Annotated in this window: 19 protein-coding genes; 9 read left to right on the plus strand and 10 right to left on the minus strand. The window is 59.5% G+C overall.

Annotated elements, in window-relative coordinates:
* Positions 1-64 precede the first annotated feature (64 nt).
* Positions 65-355, minus strand: coding sequence for a 30S ribosomal protein S6 (gene rpsF / locus NW839_RS04915; protein ID WP_011433268.1), 291 nt, complete (start codon positions 353-355; stop codon positions 65-67).
* Positions 356-586: 231 nt separating this feature from the next.
* Between rpsF and NW839_RS04920 the strand changes: the two genes are divergently transcribed.
* The 4 genes from NW839_RS04920 (at position 587) to NW839_RS04935 (ending at position 3,311) form a co-directional block, all read left to right on the plus strand.
* Positions 587-832: an acyl carrier protein gene (locus tag NW839_RS04920; protein ID WP_414343279.1), complete on the plus strand. Its 246-nt coding sequence runs from the start codon at positions 587-589 to the stop codon at positions 830-832.
* 33 nt (positions 833-865) lie between these two features.
* Complete coding sequence (gene fabF, locus NW839_RS04925) at positions 866-2,146, plus strand: beta-ketoacyl-ACP synthase II (RefSeq protein WP_414350641.1); 1,281 nt, start codon at positions 866-868, stop codon at positions 2,144-2,146.
* 12 nt (positions 2,147-2,158) lie between these two features.
* Positions 2,159-2,428, plus strand: a complete 270-nt coding sequence (locus NW839_RS04930) for a hypothetical protein (RefSeq protein WP_414350639.1) — start codon at positions 2,159-2,161, stop codon at positions 2,426-2,428.
* 61 nt (positions 2,429-2,489) lie between these two features.
* On the plus strand, positions 2,490-3,311 hold the full coding sequence (locus NW839_RS04935; RefSeq protein WP_414350637.1) for an HAD family hydrolase: 822 nt from the start codon (positions 2,490-2,492) through the stop codon (positions 3,309-3,311).
* Here NW839_RS04935 and queA read toward each other — a convergent pair.
* The 4 genes from queA to NW839_RS04955 form a co-directional block, all read right to left on the minus strand.
* Positions 3,308-4,486 (minus strand): tRNA preQ1(34) S-adenosylmethionine ribosyltransferase-isomerase QueA, encoded by a 1,179-nt coding sequence (queA, locus tag NW839_RS04940; protein WP_414350635.1) that lies wholly within the window; start codon positions 4,484-4,486, stop codon positions 3,308-3,310. The two genes, NW839_RS04935 and queA, sit on opposite strands and share 4 nt — an antisense overlap.
* An 83-nt stretch (positions 4,487-4,569) precedes the next feature.
* On the minus strand, positions 4,570-5,151 hold the full coding sequence (dcd, locus tag NW839_RS04945) for a dCTP deaminase (RefSeq protein WP_011433274.1): 582 nt from the start codon (positions 5,149-5,151) through the stop codon (positions 4,570-4,572).
* A gap of 123 nt (positions 5,152-5,274) precedes the next feature.
* On the minus strand, positions 5,275-5,982 hold the full coding sequence (locus tag NW839_RS04950; RefSeq protein WP_414350633.1) for a cob(I)yrinic acid a,c-diamide adenosyltransferase: 708 nt from the start codon (positions 5,980-5,982) through the stop codon (positions 5,275-5,277).
* Between the two features lie 1,078 nt (positions 5,983-7,060).
* Complete coding sequence (locus NW839_RS04955; RefSeq protein WP_414350631.1) at positions 7,061-8,272, minus strand: phosphodiester glycosidase family protein; 1,212 nt, start codon at positions 8,270-8,272, stop codon at positions 7,061-7,063.
* A 335-nt stretch (positions 8,273-8,607) separates the two neighbouring features.
* Between NW839_RS04955 and NW839_RS04960 the strand changes: the two genes are divergently transcribed.
* Positions 8,608-9,534, plus strand: coding sequence for a D-isomer specific 2-hydroxyacid dehydrogenase family protein (locus NW839_RS04960; protein WP_414350629.1), 927 nt, complete (start codon positions 8,608-8,610; stop codon positions 9,532-9,534).
* Positions 9,535-9,593: 59 nt separating this feature from the next.
* On the opposite strand, the gene NW839_RS04965 is transcribed toward NW839_RS04960, so the two are convergent.
* The 3 genes from NW839_RS04965 to gltX all read right to left on the minus strand — a co-directional run bounded on the left by NW839_RS04965 (position 9,594) and on the right by gltX (position 13,165).
* Positions 9,594-10,673: an isocitrate/isopropylmalate dehydrogenase family protein gene (locus tag NW839_RS04965; RefSeq protein WP_414350627.1), complete on the minus strand. Its 1,080-nt coding sequence runs from the start codon at positions 10,671-10,673 to the stop codon at positions 9,594-9,596.
* A 167-nt stretch (positions 10,674-10,840) separates the two neighbouring features.
* Positions 10,841-11,647 carry a GAF domain-containing sensor histidine kinase gene (locus NW839_RS04970; protein ID WP_414350624.1) on the minus strand — a complete coding sequence of 269 codons (807 nt, stop codon included), beginning with the start codon at positions 11,645-11,647 and terminating at the stop codon, positions 10,841-10,843.
* A gap of 78 nt (positions 11,648-11,725) precedes the next feature.
* Positions 11,726-13,165 (minus strand): glutamate--tRNA ligase, encoded by a 1,440-nt coding sequence (gene gltX / locus NW839_RS04975; RefSeq protein ID WP_414350623.1) that lies wholly within the window; start codon positions 13,163-13,165, stop codon positions 11,726-11,728.
* Positions 13,166-13,399: 234 nt separating this feature from the next.
* Here gltX and NW839_RS04980 point away from each other — a divergent pair, with 234 nt between their 5' ends.
* Complete coding sequence (locus tag NW839_RS04980; RefSeq protein ID WP_011433285.1) at positions 13,400-13,750, plus strand: hypothetical protein; 351 nt, start codon at positions 13,400-13,402, stop codon at positions 13,748-13,750.
* 286 nt (positions 13,751-14,036) lie between these two features.
* Here the strand turns inward: NW839_RS04980 and miaB are convergent, their stop codons facing one another.
* Positions 14,037-15,371: a tRNA (N6-isopentenyl adenosine(37)-C2)-methylthiotransferase MiaB gene (gene miaB / locus NW839_RS04985; RefSeq protein ID WP_414332191.1), complete on the minus strand. Its 1,335-nt coding sequence runs from the start codon at positions 15,369-15,371 to the stop codon at positions 14,037-14,039.
* A 122-nt stretch (positions 15,372-15,493) separates the two neighbouring features.
* Between miaB and NW839_RS04990 the strand changes: the two genes are divergently transcribed.
* The 3 genes from NW839_RS04990 (at position 15,494) to argB (ending at position 17,899) form a co-directional block, all read left to right on the plus strand.
* On the plus strand, positions 15,494-15,928 hold the full coding sequence (locus tag NW839_RS04990; RefSeq protein WP_011433287.1) for a BlaI/MecI/CopY family transcriptional regulator: 435 nt from the start codon (positions 15,494-15,496) through the stop codon (positions 15,926-15,928).
* On the plus strand, positions 15,925-16,806 hold the full coding sequence (locus NW839_RS04995; protein WP_414350622.1) for a M56 family metallopeptidase: 882 nt from the start codon (positions 15,925-15,927) through the stop codon (positions 16,804-16,806). Before NW839_RS04990 ends, NW839_RS04995 begins: the two co-directional genes overlap by 4 nt.
* Before the next feature lie 154 nt (positions 16,807-16,960).
* Positions 16,961-17,899: an acetylglutamate kinase gene (argB, locus tag NW839_RS05000; protein WP_414329128.1), complete on the plus strand. Its 939-nt coding sequence runs from the start codon at positions 16,961-16,963 to the stop codon at positions 17,897-17,899.
* Here the strand turns inward: argB and NW839_RS05005 are convergent.
* A complete protein-coding gene (locus tag NW839_RS05005; protein WP_414329129.1) occupies positions 17,896-18,705 on the minus strand; it encodes a hypothetical protein in 810 nt (269 codons plus the stop codon). The genes argB and NW839_RS05005 overlap by 4 nt on opposite strands.
* Positions 18,706-18,833 lie beyond the last annotated feature (128 nt).

Here is an 18,833-nt window from a genome sequence, read left to right on the forward strand (position 1 = left end):
ATCCAGGGATAAGGGGCAGCTCAGCGCACTTCCATCATGCCCGCAGGCCAGGATGCCGTCAAACCTAGCCGACGCGGAGAGTCATGTGGCGCAGCACACTCTCGTTGATGCGCAGGTTTTTCTCCCAGGCAGCCACCGCATTGGGTTCGGCTTCGTAGTTGAACTGGATGTACAGACCCTCCTTGAACTTTTTCATCTCAAACCCGGCAAAGCGGCGCTTGCCCCTATTGGTAATCTCCACGTGGGTTACTCCGTTCTCTCGCAGGATTGCCTCCTGACTGCTGAGCAGTTGTTCGAGGGGTTCATCTGACAGATCAGGACGCACAATCAGCATCGTTTCGTAAGCGCGGGGCATGGAAGCAAGTTCTCCTTAGAATCCAGTGGTAGAGACGCAGTGGACTATACTAGCTTTTCTTTCCCACAACCGAAAAGGCTGCCGTCCAATTCCCATACCCTGGCCGCAGCAGCCAATGCAGGTGAGGCTGCTCACAAGAGGGGATCCATTGTCCGATACAATAGGGATTGCTTCATTGGCCGCTGGTTGGCCCGGCCAAGACACGCTGAATCGAGAGTTGGGATTCCAAGCATGAGCGCAGACGAAGTTTATAGCCGTGTTCGCAAGATCGTGTCCGATCAACTGGGCGTGGAAGATGACAAAGTGACCCCAGAAGCCAATTTCCAGAACGACCTGGGGGCCGACAGCCTTGATACGGTGGAGCTGGTCATGGCTTTTGAAGAGGAATTCGACCTGGAGATCCCCGATGAAGATGCAGAAAGGATCGCCACCGTGCAAGACGCTGTCAACTACATCCTCTCGAAGAAAGCTGCCTAATCTGCCTCCATACCCCTGGGCTAACACCGGACGATGGCTACTCTGGATCCCGCCACTGCTCTCAGGCCAACCCGCCGCGTTGTGATTACGGGGCTGGGCGCGGTCACCCCCATCGGCAACTCTCCTGCCGAGTTTTGGCAGAGCCTGCTGGCAGGGCGCTGCGGCATTGGGCCGATTACCCATTTTGATGCCTCCCGCCACGATTGCCGTATTGCCGGAGAGGTGAAGGGATTTGATCCCCTCGACTACTTGGATCGCAAGGATGTCAAGCGCACCGACCGCTTTGTGCACCTGGCGATGGCGGCCACCCGGCAAGCCTTGGAGGACGCTGACTTTCGCATCACCGCTCTCAACGCTGAGCAAGTGGGGGTGATCTTGGGCACCGGCATCGGCGGCATCCGCGTCTTGGAAGAGCAGCAGACCATCTATCTGCAGAAAGGGCCGGATCGCTGTAGCCCCTTCATGGTGCCCATGATGATCGCCAATATGGCTGCGGGTCACCTGGCCATTCATTTTGGCGCCAAAGGCCCCAATTCCTGCACAGTTACGGCCTGTGCCTCTGGCTCCAACGCCATTGGCGATGCCTTTCGGCTCATCCAGAGGGGAGAGGTGCAAGTGGCGATTACAGGTGGCACGGAAGCGGCGGTCACCCCTTTGTCCATGGCGGGGTTCAGTGCCATGAAGGCCCTTTCCACCCGCAACGACACCCCGGAGCAAGCCTGTAGGCCCTTTGATCGGGATCGGGATGGCTTTGTCATGGGGGAAGGAGCAGGGATCCTGGTGCTGGAGGAGTTGGAGCACGCCCGCGCCCGCGGGGCCAAGATCTATGCGGAGATAGTCGGCTATGGCCTCACCTGCGATGCCCACCACATGACCAACCCTGCCCCCGGCGGCGAGGGAGCGGCCCGGGCGATGCGGCTGGCCCTCAAGGATGCCGGGCTTCAGCCTGGGGATGTGCAACACATCAATGCCCATGCCACCAGCACCCCTGTAGGGGATATCGCCGAGGTCCAGGCCATCAAGTCGGTCTTTGGCGAGCATGCCCCCCGTTTGGCCATCAGCGCCACCAAGTCCATGACCGGCCACCTGTTGGGGGGAGCGGGCGGCATTGCCACGGTGGCCACAGCTTTGGCCATCCACCACGGCTGGGTTCCTCCCACCCTCAACTTGGACAACCCCGATCCCGAGTGCGAAGGGCTGGATTTTGTCCCCCACAAGGGGCGGCAGATGGCTGTTGAGGCCGCTTTGGTGAATGCCTTTGGGTTTGGTGGGCACAACGTCACGCTGGCCTTGCGCCGCTACTCTCCCGCTTGAAGGGCTTGGCCTATGTCTTCTCCCGAAAGTTCACTGCCCTCAGTTCGCCAACAAGCCTTGGCCGCTTTGACGGCGGAGCTGGCGCAGCAGGGTCACCCGCCCGAATATGCTCAGCACATGGCGGCGGCGGTTATTTTTCAAGCGGATTTGGATCTGTGTGCAGCTCAATTGGCACGGGTGCTCAGTTGGCTGAAGCAAAACCATCCTCAGCTCTATCCAGAGGCAGTGCAATTGGTGGACACCACTCGGGAAGAGTTCGAGCGTCGCGTCCAAAATGGATAGACAAGCCATCTGCTTTGATGCAGTTGGGTTGCGGTCGTTAGCAGAGGGTGATGTCCCCCCTATGGGACTGCAAGGGGTGATCTTGAGCTGGAGTGGAGTGGTGGCCGATGACGAGAACTTGCACCTACAGGCCATCAACCAACTGCTGGTGGAAGAGAACCTGCGCCCCTGGAACCTGTGCTGGCCGAAGTCGGGATCCCCTGGGCAGCGGGAGCTCTATCGGCTGCAATACCTGGGCCGACCGGATCGAGAGCGCCTGCCGGCTCTGTGGGGGGAGCAGGGGCGGGTGCTCAACCCCAAGCAGCTGGAAGAGCTGCTGAAACGCAAGGCCCTATACTACCAGCAAGCTTTGCAGGGGCAAAGGGAGCTGCCTCTCATTCCCGGCCTGAGGGAAACTTTGGAGACGCTGGAGCGGCTGCAACTGAAGGTCGGCCTGCTGTGCGGCCAATCGGCAGCCGAGGTGACCGCTTTTCTGGAGCGTTTCCAGTCCTGTTGCCCGGCCCTGATACAGTTGACCGATGTGGGCTCCTATCGAGTGACGGGGGATGATGCAGGCCCAATATTTTCCCCAGGACACTTGCACCGCCTGCTTTTGCAGCGGATGGAATTGCCTGCCCAGGCGTGTTTGAGCATTGAAGCCACCTACTCCGGCATTCAGGCAGCCCGTTCGGCAGGGATCCCGGTGCTGGCTCTGGCCACCTTCTTTCCTCTGCACATGCTGCAGCGGCGGGCCAATTGGGTGGTGGACGGCTACCATCAGGTGGAATGGGATCGCATCCGGAACTGGTTTGCCGGCGGGCAAGACCGTCCTTCGACCCCAGTTGAAGGAGAGGCGGAGGCCGGTTCCTTCAAGGGATCCCAGGGAGGTCAGCCCCAGCCCTAGGGCAGGATCAGCATGCCATCCCCAAAGGAATAGAAGCGATACCCCTGGTCGACGGCCTCTCGGTAGAGATCCAGCAGCCTTTGCCGCCCGATCAGCGCAGCCACCAGCATCATCAGGCTGGAGCGGGGCAGATGAAAATTGGTGACCAGTCCTTGAATCACCCGCCAGGAGTAGCCGGGGTAGATGAATAGATCGCTTTTCCCCTGCCAAGGCTGCAAGGTGCCAGAGGCTGCCGCGGTTTCCAAAGAGCGCACCACAGTCGTTCCCACCGCGATCACCCGCCCCCCTCGGGCTTGGGCTTTTTGGATGGCTGCCACCGTTTCTGCCGGCACCTTGAGCCACTCGCTGTGGAGACGATGCTCGGTTACCCGCTCCGCTTCCACCGGTCGGAAGGTACCCAGGCCGATGTTCAGGGTGATGTAGGCCGTTTGGATCCCTTTTTGGGCCAGCCGCTCCAGCAGCTCCTGGGTAAAGTGCAGCCCTGCCGTGGGAGCAGCCACCGAGCCGGGGTGTTTGGCCCAGAGGGTTTGGTAGTCTTCAGGGCGAACTTGTCCTGAGCCCGGGGATCCGGAAGCCTTGATGTAGGGAGGAAGCGGGATCCGGCCCACCTGTTCCAGGATTTCCTCAAAAGGTTGCGCCCCTTCCCACTCAAACTGCACCACTCGCCCGCCGGTTTCCAGATCCAAAGCCAGAACGGTGGCCCTCAGCCCAGAGGGGGATCCCTGCTTGCTCCAAAAACCAATCCGATCCCCCACCTTCACCCGTTTGCCCGGCCTGACCAAAACCCGCCAGCTCCACGCCTGATCCGGCAGAGGTTGCGCAGCGGCAGGGATCCCTTCCAGACAAGGCTCCAGCAGCAACACTTCGACCCGCGCCCCGGAGGGTTCCTTGGCCCCGAACAGGCGGGCCGGGATCACCTTGGTATCGTTGAGAACCAGCAGATCCCCTTCCTGCAGGTAGTCAGGCAGATGGCAGAAGCGGCGATGCTCGTGCCTATCCGGGTACACCACCAGCATCCGCGCCTGATCCCTGGGCTCCACCGGCGTTTGCGCAATCCGATCTGGAGGGAGGGTGTAGTCGTAGGAAGCTGTGAGCAGATCCGGATTGGGCTCCCTATCGCCCAAAGGCTCAGCCTCACCGGGGGGAGCGGCAGCAGGCGAAAAAGAGTCAGGCATGGAGATGAATCAAGATGGGGTTCTACGTGGATCCAGCATAGCCAACCGGATCCCGCCAACCCTCTCCCTTTTGAGGGAAGCAGCTAAACCTTGGCCACCACCACCTGCTGCGGCTGATCCTGATACTTGCCGGCGCGGTCGGCGTAGGTCACTTGGCAGGGATCCCCTTCCAGAAACAGAAGCTGGACCACCCCTTCGTTGGCGTACACACGGCAGTCGGCGCTGGAGGCGTTGGAAAACTCCAGGGTGAGATAACCCCGCCATCCCGCCTCAGCGGGCGTCAGGTTGGCAATCAGGCCCACCCTGGCATAGGAAGATTTGCCAATGCAGATCACGGTAATGTTATCCGGAACTTGCAGCCGCTCCAAAGACACCCCCAACCCATAGGAGTGGGCCGGGATGATAAAGTAATCCCCCATCTCGTCGTGGTGCAGCTCCACCGCTTCCAGATTCTTGGGGTTAAACCGCTTGGGATCCACCACCGTGCCGGGCACATGGCGAAAGATCTTGAACTCCACCGGCGACAGGCGGATGTCGTAGCCATAGGAGGACAGCCCGTAACTCAAAACAGGCCGAGACTCAACAGCGCGCACCAGCTCAGGGCAGAACGGCTCGATCATCCCTCGCCGCGCTTGCTCACAGATCCAGCGGTCGTTTTTCAACATGGCTACAGCCGGCTTCCTGGAGAGTGAGGGCACATCTGGTGGACAAGCTCCAGTCTTATTGGGACTCCGCCCCCCTGACGCGACCCGTGTTGCCTAGGTCTTTCGGAGCGGAAACTGTTTGCGCTAGCGGTGCGGAGCAACATGGGCTGCTGTAGGCATAGCACCTGTGCCGCTGACTTGAGGGGGATCCAGAGAACAGGCAACATTCCCATCGGCAGTGCGGAGCCCTGGGCCTGGGATGCCACGTAGGCGCAGCTGCGTGATCAAGTCCGCCCGCTCCAGAAACGAATCCGGCATCTCCGGCCCGGTGATCACCATGTCCATGGAGATGGGGCGCTGGTCGATTAAGCTCAGCACTTCAGCTTCTGAGATCAGGCCCAACTTCACAGCCAAGCTCAGCTCATCCAACACCACCAAGTCGTAGCGGCCACTCCTGACAGCCTCCTGGGTGAATTGCCACAGCTCATCCAACGCCACCCGCTCCTCAGGCTCTAGGTGAGGTGTATCGATGCACCGGTGCAGGCGACAGCGAACCCACTCTAAGGATCTGCCCAAGGAGAGACGATTTGCGGGCCCCTGGTTGATCCCACCCTTGAGAAATTGCACGATCAGCACCCGCGTTCCCTGGCCGGCCAAGCGCAGCGCCTGGGCCATGACAGGCGTAAACATGCCTCGGCTGGGGTGGGTGTAAAGCTGCAGGGATCCCTGGGGAACCAACTGGGCGGAGAGGGATCCATTCTGCTGAAGGAAAAGCTCGCCGGCAGCAGGGCTGGCTTGAGCCGCAGGCTGTTTGGCGCGGGCTACAGGAGCGGCATCCTTGGAGGAAGGCATAGGATTTGGAGAAGCAGTGCAAACCACGTTCTATCTCGCGAGCAGGCTAGAGAACACGGCCCTAGGTTATAGGGCCTACAAGTGGTGGAGAGCGTCGGCTATGGATTCCATGAAACACCACCTGTGCGTATCCGTCAATGAGTCGGTTCTGCTTCTAGCTGGCATACAAATCATCCCCAATAGAGTAATAGAAAATACAATCCTTGCCCATCCTAGCCTTTTGGCACAAGAGGCAATACCTGAAAAGCTTTGACAGGGGATCTCAATAAAATTTCAGGCCTAGCCCAGAAGCTTGTGTGTGGGGCTATCTCACTTGAGTATAGAGGTGCTCTATAAAAATTTGAGAAAAAGATCAATTTCTTCCAAATAAGATTAACTCTCACAAACAGGAATGCCAGTACCAGCAGCCCACCCACGAGAGAGGAGCAAGGGTCAACCTACCCCAAAAGCCTTGTCCACCAGGAGAGATAGTCATTTTTAAAATAACTATACATTTGGTCGGGAGCCGGGTAGGCCTACACATTAGCGAACATTCGTAGTAGAGAGAATTGTAACCAAAAGTCCAAGGAGTTAATTTCTAACCTCGAGAGTGAAGAAATATAAATTCGTCAATCATCTTCGTCAAAAAATGGATTATTGACAATACTTTTTTGAAAACCAGCATCTGATTTAGCAGAAGCGTAAAGAATTGCGTGCCTTTTATACTCTGAGGTCGTCTTCTTCAAGAGATCGCCTCTTTGATCATTTTTCTTACCGGTCTCAAGGCCGATGTTTTCTACTTAATTTAATCTCTATTTCTGTTATGAGAAATGAGCATTGGGCGTTCAGTTTGGATCCCACTTAAAATTGACCTGAAAAAGCTCTGGGGCTTTGGGTGCTGAGATTGCCGGGATCCCATTGCGCAATCAAAGCCGAGTCCTTCCTCTGGCGGGGGGAGAGATCTTTTTCTTGAGAAGGTAGATCCAATCCTGGAGAATACCTGATCCCTCATCCAAGCAGCCGGGAAGTCCGGGGATCCCACCCTCGATCCCTGGATCAAAGGGAAAAGACTCTATCCCGCCGGCACAAAAGTTTTCTGTCACCGACTTGGGCTTGGGAAAAACCCTAGGCCATTGTGAACTCGGGGTGTGCGCCGCCGGGAGGGACTGGGATCCGTCTCACTGTTGGGTGGGCTGGCTTCTGGGTGTCGGTGTTCCCAATTGACGGCCTCTCCCCCCAGCACCAAGGTGGAAGCATTGCCCCCATCCAAGTTCAGGGCATGGCGACAGCCCAATTGCTGCATCAACTGTGCCATCTCCAGCAGGGTGAGCCCTTGATTTTCCTGGGCATTGCCGGCGGTCACCAGCAGCAAATGTCCGCTGTCCAGTTGGCCAATGGCACTGCGGGCGGCTCGCTGCCTGCGAAAGAGGGGTTGAAATGCCTCCAATCGGGCATCCAAAACCACCTGCCCATCCAAGAGCAAGAGCGGCCCTGCCCCTAGGATGTGGGGATAAGCTTCCAGCTCGGGCGGATCCAAGCGCAGATGAAGGCTGAGGCGATCCCCGGGAACCAGCTTGCGGGCTTCTAGGGCACCTTCTAGCCCCCGCCCTGCCAATACATACCCCTCACTGGGAATCTGTACCGTTAAACTGCCGGCCAGGCCAGCCATCAGAATCTCTTGCACCCGATCCTCCCGCACCATCACGAGCATTTCGTCGTCCGTTTGGGTGGTGTAGGTGGATCCCCAGTCGGGGGTGAACTGGGAGATGCCGGGCAGGATATAGCCTGTATTGATGCCCACCACTGGGATTTGATCCCCAATGGCATTGCGCAGCTCTGCTTGCATCCGCAAACGGGCAAAGCGCACGGATCCCCCTTCTTGCCCTGCCGTCCCATCCGACCAAGCGATGACCCCACGGCCCAAAATGGGGCTGGAGATCCAACGGCCATCCCGACGAATTGCCCCCAGCGGCTGACGGGTGTTGCGGTTGAAAAACCCACCGTTAATGGCGGCTACTGCTCCCTGTTCGGGGCCAAAGGAAGACAGCTCCCCCAGACCCACCAGCCCCGCAGGTGCAGCCCAGATAGGCCGCAGTTGGCCCGCTGCGAGAGAAATGACCACGATAGAAACGGGGATCCGATTGTCTCCAACCCAAACCTCCTTCTGGTACAAAGGGATCCCTTGCACCACCCGCACCGGCTGCACACCGAGGGTCACCTGAGCTTGAGCAGCCACGCTGGGCAAAAAGAGAGCAGCAGTGCAGGCTAACCCCCAGCCCATGACCCAGGCGCTCAGCTTGGTTTTGGACATGTCTTCACGTCTTTAGGGCTTCACCATTGTCATTGGGAGATGATTATCCCCCTGCGGCAAAGGTTCCCATCACAATGAGCGACAACAGGATCCCGGGAAAGAGCAGCGTCACCAAGATCAGCAGTTCGGAAAGGGTCATCGGGGAATGCCACCTACTGGAGATTTAACCAACACAACAGCTCCGGCTTCCACCCTAGCGATCCCAGAAGGGTGCTCCAGGCTCCCTTTGGGATCCCTTAACACTCGATCACCGGTTTTTGCGGCTGCCCGTGCATGCCATCTCTCGCTCTGCCGACAGTATCCTGGCAAGGGGAAAGCCTCATCCAACGGTTCCTATGGGCATCCAAGGCAAACGCATTGCCGTCGAACCCGGCCATCTTCGCCCCTGGCTCAAAGAGGCTGTTTTGGCAGGGGGTGGCGAAATTGTGCCCCTGGCAGAAGCAGAAGCCTTGGTCTGGGCCGATGCCTTTGATGTGCCCGGCCTGAAGTGCTGTCTGGCGGAAGGGAAAGGGATCCGCTGGGTGCAGCTGCCCTGGGCAGGGGTGGAACCCTTTGTTCGGGCGGGAGTCTTGGATCCCGCTTATGTGTGGACTTGTGGCAAGGGGGTCTATGCCCAGCCAGTGGCGGAACATGCCTTGGCCTTGACCTTGGCCGGCTTGCGCGACTTGAAGATCCGCGCCTTGGCCCAAACGTGGCAGGAAGGCTCCGGTACCAGCCTCTGGGGCAGCCGCGTGGTCATTTTCGGGGCCGGGGGCATCGCCCAAGAGTTGATCAAGCTGTTGCAGCCTTTTCAGTGCTCCATCGACGTGGTGCGTCGCAAGGCGGATCCCTTGCCGGGGGCCACGCGGGTGGTGACACTCGCGGAACGGCAAACGGTGTTGGCAGGGGCAGATGTGGTGATCCTGGCTTTGGCCCTCACGCCAGAAACCGAGGGGATCATCGCCCAAGCTGAGTTGGAGCAGATGGGATCCCAGTGCTGGCTGGTGAATGTGGCGCGAGGCAAGCACATCGTGACCTCCGACTTGGTGGCCGCCCTGCAGCAGGGGGTCATTCGCGGGGCCGCCTTGGATGTCACGGATCCCGAGCCCCTACCGGATGGGCATCCCCTCTGGAGCTTGCCCAACTGCCTGATTACCCCCCACACTGCTCTTACCGATGCCATGATTGTCCCAGCCCTCTCTAAGCGGGTGCGAGAAAATGTGCGGCGCTTCCGGGCCGGGGATCCCTTGCTGGGGGTGGTGGATCTGGCTTTGGGGTACTGAGGCCCCCAGTCCCTCCCTTTTGAGGAGCCTGGGATCAGAACATTTGACGCCAAACCCTACTACGGAGCCATCTCCTGCACGCGGGCAGCAATGGCCTCTGCCATCTCCTGAGTGCCGACGGGATCCCCTGTGGCCAGGTCATAGGTGACCTGCTTGCCCTCGGCGATCACCGCCTGCACCGCCGCCTCCACCCTTGCGGCAGCCTCCCGCTCTCCTAGGTAGCGCAGCATCATCGCCCCGGAGAGGATCAGAGCGCAGGGGTTGACTTTGTTTTGGCCGGCATATTTGGGAGCAGAGCCGTGAATGGCCTCAAAAACCGCAATGCCGTCGCCGATGTTGGCCCCCGGCGCCACCCCCAGCCCGCCGATCATCCCCGCGCACAAGTCGGAAATGATGTCCCCATAGAGGTTGGTGAGCACCAGCACATCGTAGAGCTGCGGCTTTTGCATCAGTTGCATGCACATGTTGTCCACGATGCGATCTTCAAACTCGATGTCGGGATACTCCTGGGCCACCTCCCGCGCCACCTGCAGAAACAAGCCATCGGTGAATTTCATGATGTTGGCTTTGTGCACTGCCGTCACCTTCTTGCGGCCATTCTGGCGGGCGTACTCAAAGGCAAATTTGACAATGCGGCGGCTGCCGAAGTCCGAAATGGGCTTGATGCCAATGGCGGATCCCTCGCGGATGGGTTTGCCGGAGAGGCGCATCATTTCCTCCCGCGCCTGGATGGCTTCCGGCGTGCCCCGTTCAAACTCGATCCCGGCATAGAGATCTTCAGTATTTTCCCGCACCACCACTAGGTCAATGTCTTGAAAAGGGCTTTTGACACCGAGCATGGATTTGGCCGGGCGCAGATTGGCGTAGAGATCCAGCTCCTTGCGAATGGCTACGTTGACCGAACGAAAGCCAGTACCTACGGGAGTGCCAATCGGCCCTTTGATCGCCACTTTGGTTTCCCGAATGGACTCCAACACCTGGGGCGGCAAGGGGGTGCCGTATTTCTCGATCACCTCCACTCCTGCTTCTACCGGGATCCATTCGAACCGAACCCCAGTAGCCTCCAAGACCGTGGTCATCGCCTTGGCCACTTCCGGGCCAATGCCATCCCCAGGGATCAAAGTCACACGATAGGCCACAGATGCTTCTCCTCGCAGTGTCAACGACAGTGCAGAAACTCCGTCCTGCCGGCGTGAGAGGATCCCTCCACCAGACAGGTTAGAGAACCGGGAACCCTTGAGCTTAAACGACTATAGAACAGGTTGAGACTGAAAATGCTGCGTCTGCTACCTCAGAAAAGGGGGGGCTAGCCGCAAGATCGGGGACTCGGCGGCAGAGGGACTCGCAGCTCTACAACTGTGCCACTGCCAAAGCGGCGATTACGCCAAGCAATGCTTGCCCCGATCAACTCGGCTCGGTAGCGCATGTTGAGCAACCCGTGGCCATGGCCGGGCGGCTGGGCGGGATCCACCCCGCTCTTGGACTCCGGCATACCACAGCCATCGTCGATGATCTTCAGCTCCAAGTGGGTGTAGGGAGCCTGAGGGTTGATAGAGGAACCGGCGTCCTGTTGCGCCTTGGGCTGAATGATGAGATCGATGCGCCGTGCCCCCGCGTGTTTGACAATCAGAAAGCTGGCTTCCAGAGGTGTCCGGCTCAGCAGAGCCAAAGCCCCCAGCCGCTCCTCCCCCCGGTTAATCGGGTAGGCAACAAAGCCTCGCAAGCCATTGGCCTTCACCCACTCTGGGGCGGGCATCCAGGCTTCTTGGGCGGGATTGTTGCTCAAAAGCGGCAGACCCTCCTGGGCCACCCGTCCCAAAGGGCTGTCGTCAGGATAGATCCGCTGAATTTGGTCGTGAGCAGGGCTGAGCAGGCCGGCATGGGCCACCGACTGAAAACATCCTTCCTGCGGGTCGAAAATCCAAAGGCGAGCTGAGGCTGCACCCAGACGATCCACCATCTGCCGTACCAAGGTCTGGGCCAGCTTGAGCACACACTGCTCCAGCTCCCTCGTCTCTACAGAGTCCGAAGAGGATGGGGAAGACAACTGAGAAGAGAGCAGCACCAGTTCTTGGACAATTTGGTTTGCAGCCTGTAGCTGGCGTGACAGCATGGGATCCCATCGCGGCAGCGGTGCGGAGCACTTTCAACAGAGGCAACCGAAGGCTTAACAGCAAGAGATAAACTTCCATCAACAAGAAACCAACTTCTGCACAGCCTCTAACCGCCCCAAGGCCCAGCCCCGCCGCTGCAGAAGCGCAAAAGATTGCAGCAAATCCGGCCCCTGCAGATCCCCTGTCAGGGCGGCCCGCAAACTCTTCATCAGCAGGCCCTTTTTCATGTTCTGGGCTTTGGCCACCTGATCCACCAGCGGTTTTAAGCTGTCCGCCGAAACCTGGGGCAGCTCGGCAGCAGCCAACGTGGTGGCCATTGCAGCCATAGCCTCTGCCACCCCATGCAGGCGCAACTGTTCCAGAGCTGGCAACGTGTAGCTGAGGGGCTCCTGAAACAAAAAGCGGCTGAGCGGAGGAGCCTCTGCCAGGCGGTCGATACCATCGGCAATCAGGCGGGCCACATCTTCCAACCAGGTGGGATCCGGCACTCCGGAAAGGTCAAACCCTGCCGCCTGCCAAAAGGGGGTGAGCCGCTCCACCAGTTCTGGCGGGGAAAGCTGCTTGATGTACTGGCTGTTGATCCAGTTGAGCTTGTCCCAGTCAAAGCGGGCAGCCGCACGGTTAACCCGGTCAAAGTCGAACAGCGCAGCCGCCTTTTCCAAAGAGAAAAGCTCTTCCCCATCCGGGGGCGACCAACTGAGCAAAGCCAAATAGTTCTTGAGAGCTTCCGGCAAAAAGCCCAGTTGCTGGAACTCTGCTACCGAAGTTGCTCCATCCCGTTTGGAGAGCTTTTTCCCCTCCGGGTTCAGGATTAAAGGAGAATGGGCGAACTGGGGAGGTTCGTAGCCAAGAGCGCGGTAGAGCAAAATCTGCTTGGGGGTATTGCCGATGTGATCTTCGCCGCGAATCACATGGGTGATGCCCATGTCAATATCATCCACCACCACCGCCAAGTTGTAGAGAGGGTAGCCATCCGCCCGGGCAATGACCATATCCCCCCCCAAGTCCTGGGTGTTCCAGGTAATGGGGCCGCGAATGAGATCCACCCAAGACACTTCCAGGGGCTCCTCGATTTTGAAGCGGATCACCGGCTGCCGACCCTCGGCTTCGTAGGCCCGTCGCTGGGCTTCGGTGAGAAAGCGGTGGCGGTTGTCGTAGCGGGGGGCTTTGCCGGCGGCCTTCTGGGCAGCGCGCATCTCCTCCAGCTCCGCCTCGCTGACGTAGCAGCGGTAGGCCAACCCTCGATCCAGAAGCTGCTGTACCACCGCTTGATAGCGCTCGATGCGCTTGGATTGGTAGACCGGCCCTTCGTCCCAGTCTAGGCCCAACCAGGCCAGGCCCGCCAAAATGTTGCGGGTGTAGCGGGGCAAAGAGCGGTCGCGGTCGGTGTCCTCGATGCGCAAAATGAACCGGCCACCGTGGCGACGGGCATACAGCCAGTTGAACACTGCCGTTCGGGCGGTGCCGATGTGCAGATTTCCGGTTGGGCTGGGGGCAATGCGAACACAAACACTCACAGGCTGAAGGCTCCCAAGCAGAGCATCCTGATCCTAGTCGGCGGCGAGATCCTTTGTCATATTGGCCCTCCATTGGGTTGCAGGCGGTTGCCAATTGAGGCATTTCGAGTAGAATCCGCTCTAGCCGCCGGTCAAAAGGTAGGCTGCACGGGGATCAAGGTTGATTGGCAACGTCCAACCCCCCCTTTTTTCCGGTGTTGAGGAAAAGCTGTAGCGCAGGAGGAATCCCAGCACATGCGTCTGACTTTGGCCATTCTTCTGGGTTGTCTGTCCGCCGGGATCCCGATTGGATCCGCCTTGGCCCAAATTGCCTATCCTTCTTATCCGGTGGGAGATGCCCTAGACAGGATCCTGTTGGATACAGGTAGGAATGTGGATCCGGTCATTTTCCCTGAGGAGGTGGTGCGCTCCCAGGCCCGGCAGACCACCGCCTTCTTCACCACGCTGCTGAACCAACGCACCAACATCCCACCCCTGCGCTCGCTAGATTTGCCCAGTCCCTATCAGGCTTCGGTTCGTACCCAGGCCGGGTACTACCGCGTGACCCAGACAGAGCCCGTTTTGGATTTTGAAATCTTGCGCTAGGCAGGGCAGGTATTCGGGGCCTGTTCCAGCGCCGGCCTGTTGCTGTTGCCAAAACGTTGTGTATGAAGCTCCGTTCTACTGCTGCGCGGAAGAAAGCTAGCTAGGGCGGTGGTTGTGCCCTGGTCGGCGTGGCGGAAAGGGCAGTGACTGCCTGGCGGTTGCCTTAAAGCTGTTCACCCAGGAGGGCATGGTTTTTCTCAGCGAAACAGCTCCCTGGAGAGGCGCTCCGCCAGCGCAATCGGACAAGAGGGAACTGGGGAAAGTTGTGTTTGTGAGAGCCTTCATCCTATGGCCCGCTCGCGCGGACGGTAACTGCCTCTCCGGTCAGCGAAAAAGCTCGCGTGGCGGTAATGCGCACCGGCACCAGGGATCCCTTCAGTTGCTCTGGATCCCCTTCGAAGAACACCAAGCGATTGCCGCGGGTACGCCCCATTGCCTGGCGGGGGTTTTTCGGGTTGGGTCCTTCCACCAGCACCTCTTGCACCTGGCCTAGGAGTCGGGCACTGCGGGCGGCGGCCACCTCGGCCACCAGTCGGTTCAGCCGTTGCAGGCGGTCGCTTTTTTCCTCCTCGGGCACTTGGTCGGGCCACTCAGCGGCGGGGGTGCCGGGACGAGGGGAGTAGGCGGCGGTGTTCACTTGGTCAAAGCCAATGTCCTGCACCAGTTGCAGGGTTTCTTGGAACTGAGCTTCGGTCTCTCCCGGGAAGCCGACAATGGCATCGGCGCTGATGGCGGCTTCGGGCATGTATTGGCGGATGAGCTGGATGATCTGGCGATAGCGCTCGTGGGTGTAGCCGCGCCGCATCCGCTTGAGCACTTCGTTGCTGCCCGCCTGGAAGGGGATGTGGAAGTGCTCGCAGACTTTGGGCAGCTCGGCGCAGGTGGCGATCAGCTCCTCGGTAAAGTAGCGCGGGTGGCTGGTGGCAAAGCGAATCCGTTCAATACCTTCCACCGAATGGACGAAGCGCAACAAGCTGGCCAGGTTGGTTTTCGGATCCAGATCCCGTCCGTAGGCATCGATGTTCTGCCCCAGCAACGTCACCTCGCGGTAGCCCGCTCTGGCCACGTCTTCGATTTCGGCGCGAATGGCCTGGGGCTGGCGGGACTGCTCTTGCCCTCGCACCCGCGGCACGATGCAGTAGGTACAACGCTCGTTGCAACCGTAGATGACATTGATCCAAGCAGTGACCTGGCTGTCGCGGCGGGGCTTGGTGATGTCTTCTGGGATCTCAACCGGATCGGTGGCCACCACCTGGTTTCCGGCTTCCACCTGCGCCAGCAAATCCCCAAGGCGGTTCACGTACTGGGGGCCCATGACCAGATCCAGCTCAGGGACGCGGCGCAACAATTTCTCCCCCTCTTGCTGGGCCACACAGCCGGCCACGATCAGCTTGATGGCCGGGTTCTTGCGCTTGCGCTGTGCCTGGATGCCCAGGTAGGAATAGACCTTTTGCTCAGCATTGTCGCGGATGGTGCAGGTGTTGTAGAGAACTAAGTCCGCCTGCAACTCATCTTCGGTGGCCACATACCCCAGGGACTCCAGGATCCCGGCCATGCGCTCGGTATCGGCGCGGTTCATTTGGCAGCCGAAGGTGATGGTGTGGTAGGTGGGAGCAGCCATGGGAAGTAACAGCACAAAGAACCACCATCTTCGAGCTTAGCGGATCCTTAAAAATGGCTGAGGGGCTTGAGACTCCAACAGTTAATCTAGCTAGATAGAAATTCCTACACCGGCAAAGGCTCATGTTGCCCAAGCATCGTCCCAAGCAACTGTCGCTGGGCCCTCTGGAGTCGGAAATCTTGGACATCCTCTGGGATCTGGGCAGTGCCAGCACCCGTCAAATCCACGAGCGCATCTTGGCCGATCCGGATCGGGAGCTGGCCTATGCCTCTGTGACTACAGTTTTGCAGCGCTTAAGCCAGAAGGGCTGGGTGAGCTGTGAGCGCCGCACCGATCCCCAAGGGCGGAATCTGCCCATGCTGTGGCGGCCTCGTCTTTCGCGTCAGGAAGCGGCCAGCCTCAGGGCCTTCACCCACCTGCAGCAGTTTTTGGCTGTAGGGGATCCCGATACGGTGGCAGCCTTTGCCGATAGCCTGGATCAGGCCAGTGTGTCCCAGTTGCAGGCGATTGCCGAACGGCTGCGGGCAGCCCGTCAAGCCAGGAGGGATCCGCGATGAGCCACTTGGGCATGTTATTGCTGGGCTTGGGCCTCAGTTGGCTGTGGCGGGTGCAAGTGCGCCTGGATAAGGGGGGCGGGTGGAGCCGGCGTTGGCAGCGGGCTTGGATCCACTTCTTGCTGCCCCCGCTGCTGTTGCTGACCACTGCTCTGGCCTTGGCCTGGATGGGGCCGTGGGGACAAATGGCCGGAGCGGGGGGCTGGTTCTGCTACGGCTGTGCCCTGCTGTTGCTGGCCGTGGCCGGCGGCGTGGCCTTGCACTGGATTTGGGAATACTGGCGCTCCTATCGACGTGCCCATCTGCAAGCTCTGGCCCAGGTGGATTTGCATGGCTCTCCGGCCTACGTGCTGGATTTGGAGATTCCTTTTGCTGCCCAAGTGGGGGTGTGGAATGCCCAGTTGGTGGTCAGCCGCGGCCTGCTGGAGCAGTTGGATGATGAGCACTTGCGGGCTGTAATCGCCCACGAAGAAGCCCATCGCCACTACCGCGACACCCTGTGGATGTTTGGGGTGGGCTGGCTGCGACGCCTCACCGGCTGGCTGCCCAACACCGAGGCCCTCTGGCAGGAATTGCTCACCCTACGGGAGCTGCGGGCGGATCGCTGGGCGGCCCAACGGGTGGATCCCTTGCTGTTGGGAGAGGCCCTGCTGCAGGTGGTGGGCTATGGCGTGGTGGAGCAACCGGCGGCGGCCTGGGTTGGCTTTGCAATGGCCGTGAGTTCAGACTCAGGGCAACGGCTGCAGGAGCGTATCGATGCCCTGCTGCAGCAGGCAGAGTCAGGGCCCGTCGATCCCCTACCCCATTCTTCTTCCATTCGGGGTTGGGCCTGGTTGGGGTTGTCCCTATTGCCTTTGCTGGCGATCCCGTTCCATACCTGAAGATTGACGGCGATTCCTCAACCAAATTGTCCTTGGGTTGGGGAAGCGAGCTTGAAAAAAAACCACCAGTTGACGCCCAAAGCCTGAGATCTGCTTTGCAAGCAGAATGGGATACTCTAGGTCAGGTTTTCTGGACTTCTAGGGACTTACAGCAGTGCAAACCAACTCTTCCCTTTCTGAGGCGACCGGGTCGGCGTGTGATCCCCTTACGCGGGCGCAGATCCTCATCGAGGCTTTACCCTACATTCAGCAGTACCAGGGCCGCGTTATTGTCATCAAATACGGCGGCGCAGCCATGGTGCACCAAGAGCGACGGGCCGAGGTGCTCCGAGACATCGTCTTTCTGGCCTGTGTGGGGATCCGCCCGGTGTTGGTGCATGGGGGGGGGCCGGAGATCAACAGTTGGCTACAAAAACTGGACATTCCCTTCAAGTTTGTGGATGGCTTGCGGGTTACCGATGCCGCCACCATGGAAGTAGTGGAGATGGTGTTGGTGGGCAAGGTCAATAAGCAGATCGTGCAGCTCATCAGCTTGGCCGGCGGATCGGCGGTGGGGCTGTGCGGGCGAGATGGCAACTTGATCAAGGCGCGATCCCAGGGCCGGGCGGAGATTGGCTTTGTTGGGGAAGTGAGCAGTATCAACCCCCAGTTGCTGCAAACCCTATTGGAAGGTGGACAGATTCCGGTGATCTCCAGTGTGGCTGCCGATGAGACGGGCCAAGCCTACAACATCAACGCCGATACGGTGGCGGGAGAACTGGCGGCCTCTCTGGGGGCAGAAAAGCTGATTTTGCTCACCGACACCCCTGGCATTCTCAAAGATCCTCAGGATCGCAGCTCTCTGATTACGTTGCTGGATATCGAGACGGCTCGCCAGTTGATCCAAGCCGGTGTCGTCAAGGGCGGCATGATCCCGAAGGTGCAGTGTTGCATTCGCGCCCTGGCACAAGGGGTGCGGGCGGCCCACATTCTGGATGGAGGATCCCCTCATTCCCTATTGCTGGAGCTGCTGACCGATGCCGGCGTGGGCACCAAGCTGGTTCCTTCTCAATTTGCCGCCCAGTTGGAAGGACTGAACAACGGATCCCGCTAAGCTTCCTTGATAAAGCGAAGAATCTCCCGCACATGGCCGAGAAACTGGCTATCCACACTGAGCTGAGCCACAGCTTGGTGGGTCTCCTGGCGCAATTGCCTGTGCTCCAGCTCGTTGCTGGCCCGGAACTGTTCCAGTTGGGCTTTGAGCGCGGCCAGCTCCTGCCGCAGGTAGCGCCGGGTTTCTTCCTCCTGTTGGGCCCAAGAACCGGGCTTGCCGGGATCCCATTGCTCCTGCAACTGCTCGACTTGGCGCTGCAACTGCTCTAGTCGTTCCGCCAGCTCGAGGGCATCTTCGCGAGGGATGCGGATTTGCCCTTGCAACTGGGCCAAGCGGTCGGCCAAATACTCGTAGCCCCGGATGGCCGGGCGCAGAGCCGTTAACAACACCGCAGCCACGGCGCTGGGGTAGCCAATGGGGGTGACTTGCCCAACGGCCAAGCCATAGAAAGCTAGAGCCGACAGCCCATGCAGGGCAATGGCCACGCGCAACGACCAGCGGCTGAGCTTTTGTAGGAAAGCCAAGGTTGAATCTTCCACCGGGATCCCTCGTTCCTGAGACACGACCGCCTCCTGCTGAACGGCCTTGGCCTGAAAGTAGAGGTTCCAGGGAAGGGTGACGATCACCACCAGCCACCAAAAGCTGGCGATCCCAATGGCCCAGTCGGCCAGCTCCCCAATAGGTAGCCCAAAAGCCCGCAACAGGCCAAACAGGATCCCACCGCCGATCAACAACAGCAGCCCCGCCACCCAAACTGGGAAAAAGATTTTCGAGTAAGACACGGAGTAAGAGGTTGAGTAAGACATTGCCGGTTTCTCCTCATCAAGCTGCCTACAGCCTGCCCGAACCGAGCGGCCAGAAGCTCGTAAACTACCCGACTCCGACCGCTAAGCGGTACGGAGCGGGCTTTCAGTAGCCCTGAGCCTGCTCTGCT

The organism is Synechococcus sp. R5-15 (assembly GCF_047462035.1).
GTDB lineage: Bacteria > Cyanobacteriota > Cyanobacteriia > Thermostichales > Thermostichaceae > Thermostichus.